This window comes from Roseibium sp. (genome assembly GCF_039982295.1).
In the GTDB taxonomy this organism is placed as follows: Bacteria; Pseudomonadota; Alphaproteobacteria; order Rhizobiales; family Stappiaceae; genus Roseibium.
In genome coordinates this window covers 1-2,685 of record NZ_JBDWYP010000005.1, presented here as the reverse complement: position 1 = coordinate 2,685, position 2,685 = coordinate 1, and the positions used below count along the sequence as shown (strand labels likewise).

Genomic DNA, 2,685 nt, shown 5'->3' with positions numbered 1-2,685 from the left:
GACCAGTTCTCTGACACGTCAACAACTTGGCAATCCCCTCGGACGTCCCACGTTCGAGCGTATCTCATGATGCCAAAATTCTGGGTAAGGGACCCTTGCGTGACGGCTCATGATTTGTGCAACACGGTGCTCCTAAACCGCAACACGCAAAAAGGGAACCGACAGGGCAAAAGTTTGCGACAGAACCGATGATTTCCACAACGGTGTAACCATTGATACTTCCTCAGTCGAGGGTGATTGATAAAAACTTCAATCATTCTTTCAATTAAAGGCAAAACAATGAAGATCTTTGGGAGAAGCTTTACCCCAAGCTTTGGCGGCCGGAAACCGGCTCACGACGGCTCAGGCACCCCCGGGCAAACATCGACGTCTAGCACCAAGTCATGGAGATTGAATCCGTCTAAGGTCCTCAGACGGAGGTTTGGAACGAGTAAAAAGTCGCCGGCACCATGCTCTAAGCCGGTTAAAGCTCTACGCGTTGCCGACACTAAACTTCCACAGACCACCAAACGCAACAGCCCCGTTCGGTGCCAGCCTTTAGGAACCGTGCCCTGCCAGAAACGGCTAGAGAGCACGAAAACGACTGATGCGCCCGAGATCGTTAAAGCTCTGGCAAAAAAAACGGGACTATCAACTGAGGCGTTGATGAAGATCAGGGAAAAACTAAAGGACATGCGAACGGCCGATGTGATCACGAGTAACGCACTCAAAGCAGAAACAGGTCTATCATTTAGTCAGTTGGCAGACCTCCATATGGACGCCAGAGGCAAAGAACCGCTGTCAAAGTCGGACAGGATCTGAAGCGCTTCAGTATCGAGGCGCGCAGATAAACCGATCAAAACCACCGTGTTGCACAAATCATCAGGCGGCACGCAAGGGGCCCTTACCCAGACTTTGGGCATCATGAGATACGCTCGAACGTGGGACGTCCGAGGGGATTGCCAAGTTGTTGACGTGTCAGAGAACTGGTCGATCGTTTTGATGATTGAGAGTTCCGAATTTCCGCGCCTGAAGGGCTTCCGTTTTCCCAGGTCGATCATTTCCTAGAGCTATGTCTGAATCACCGTGTTGCACAAATCATCAGGCGGCACGCAGGTGTCCCTTACCCAGAATTTGGGCATCATGAGATACGCTCGAACGTGGGACGTCCGAGGGAAGTCATTTTGTTGAGAACTGAGACGCCGATCCGGCACTCAGTTCTCTGATTATCCAGGGTGCGTGATCTTAACCTTTCCCCGATGACCGACTTCCAGCGGCCCATTTGCGTTTCCACGCGCGCTCTCTGGTTATATCCGGTGCTCTTTTGCCAGGCCATGCGGCCATGGGCCTTGATCGCCAGAACATCCAGATCCCGCGCGGTGGGGGTGGTCTCGGCCTCAGGGCCGGCAACGGCCGTCTTCGGCGGTGGAATGATGATTTCCACATCGGCAAAGCGCTTCGTGATTGCGGTCCGGGTGGCGGCGCCGTCATAGGCACCGTCAGCAAGAAAGCGATGCACGGGTTCCTCAATCTGATCCAAAAGATCCGGCACGGCCGACGGATCACCGATGTCGTCTGTCGTCAGCTCACTGCATTCGATCTGACCTGTGTCCAGATCCAGCCCCAGGTGGAGCTTGCGCCACGAGCGGCGCCTGGACGCCTTGCCGTGCTTGGTTTCCAGCCATTCTCCGGCTCCAAAGACCTTCAGGCCGGTGCTGTCCAATACCAGGTCAAGGGATACTGGCGTCTCCGATCTGGTAGTGTCGCAAACTTTTTGTCTTTCGGTTCCCTTTTTGCGTGTTGCGGTTTAGAAGGCGGTCCTCCGCTCAGATTTTTCCAGGTGTTTAGCGTTGATCAGTTTCAAAGGTAGCCAGTTCCCCAAGGACGTGGTGCTGTTCGCCGTTTTCTTCTATGTACGCTATGGGGTTTCCTACCGGGATCTGGAAGAAATCATGGAAGAGCGGGGCGTTGATGTAGACCACGCGACCCTGAACCGCTGGGTCGTTCGCGGTACTGTCGCAAAAATTTTCAGCGTAGATTCACATTCTAACAAGTGTGCGCCAGCACTTCTATTTCCACGCAAAACAACCAAAAACTCGGAGGTGTTCGGCTGGAATTTTGCTTAGCCAATAAAATAGTAGAATTTAATTCTAATTTTTCAAGGCGACTCTAAACTTTGCGACAGAGCCATTTGCACGCCCCTGCCCGGCTTCATCGACGATCATCTGAGCCATAAGAGGACTGGCAATTGCCATCACCTGTTCAAAACGGACGTGGTGGATTCCGGTGTTTGCGCCAACGTAGTTGATATTGGCGTGGCCCTTCTGCGGCGCACTGCAGTTGCTGTCCGGGCTCTGCGCCTTCGCCCCACTCCCTTCATCCATGCCGCCCGCGTAAGCGGGCTCCTTTTGCAGATTGATTTCATCGCCATCTGGCGATGTCCGTTTTGGCGGCTTTGCCGCATTACAGGGACCTACCGGATTTTCGGTTGTATTTTCTGTATTATAGTGTCGGAAGTTTTGTTCCGTCTCGCCGGAAGTCATGTCCGATTTCAGGGGACTGAGATGGTAGTGTCGCAAACTTTTATTTCAGCCATTGCTATGGCTTTGTCTTGACACAGTTATCCTGCGAGCTCGATGAACTGTCGGTAAGCAGGTACACCCGGCCGGTTCAGCTGCCCCTTTCGGATCATGTGCGCTGTTTCAA

At 53.1% G+C, this 2,685-nt stretch carries 1 protein-coding gene and 2 pseudogenes; 1 reads left to right on the top strand and 2 read right to left on the bottom strand.

All coding sequences use genetic code 11. The annotated features are described in order from the left end of the window. Nucleotides 1-1,120: 1,120 nt before the first annotated feature. Nucleotides 1,121-1,720 (bottom strand): annotated as a pseudogene (locus tag ABJZ52_RS01065) (IS5 family transposase); the annotation flags it as partial. Nucleotides 1,721-1,829: 109 nt separating this feature from the next. On the opposite strand from ABJZ52_RS01065, the pseudogene ABJZ52_RS01060 reads away from it, so the two are divergent. Further along, nucleotides 1,830-1,988 (top strand): annotated as a pseudogene (locus ABJZ52_RS01060) (IS6 family transposase); the annotation flags it as partial. Nucleotides 1,989-2,129: 141 nt separating this feature from the next. On the opposite strand, the gene ABJZ52_RS01055 reads toward ABJZ52_RS01060, so the two are convergent. Beyond that, a complete protein-coding gene (locus ABJZ52_RS01055; RefSeq protein ID WP_348193981.1) occupies nt 2,130-2,522 on the bottom strand; it encodes a hypothetical protein in 393 nt (130 codons plus the stop codon). Nucleotides 2,523-2,685 lie beyond the last annotated feature (163 nt).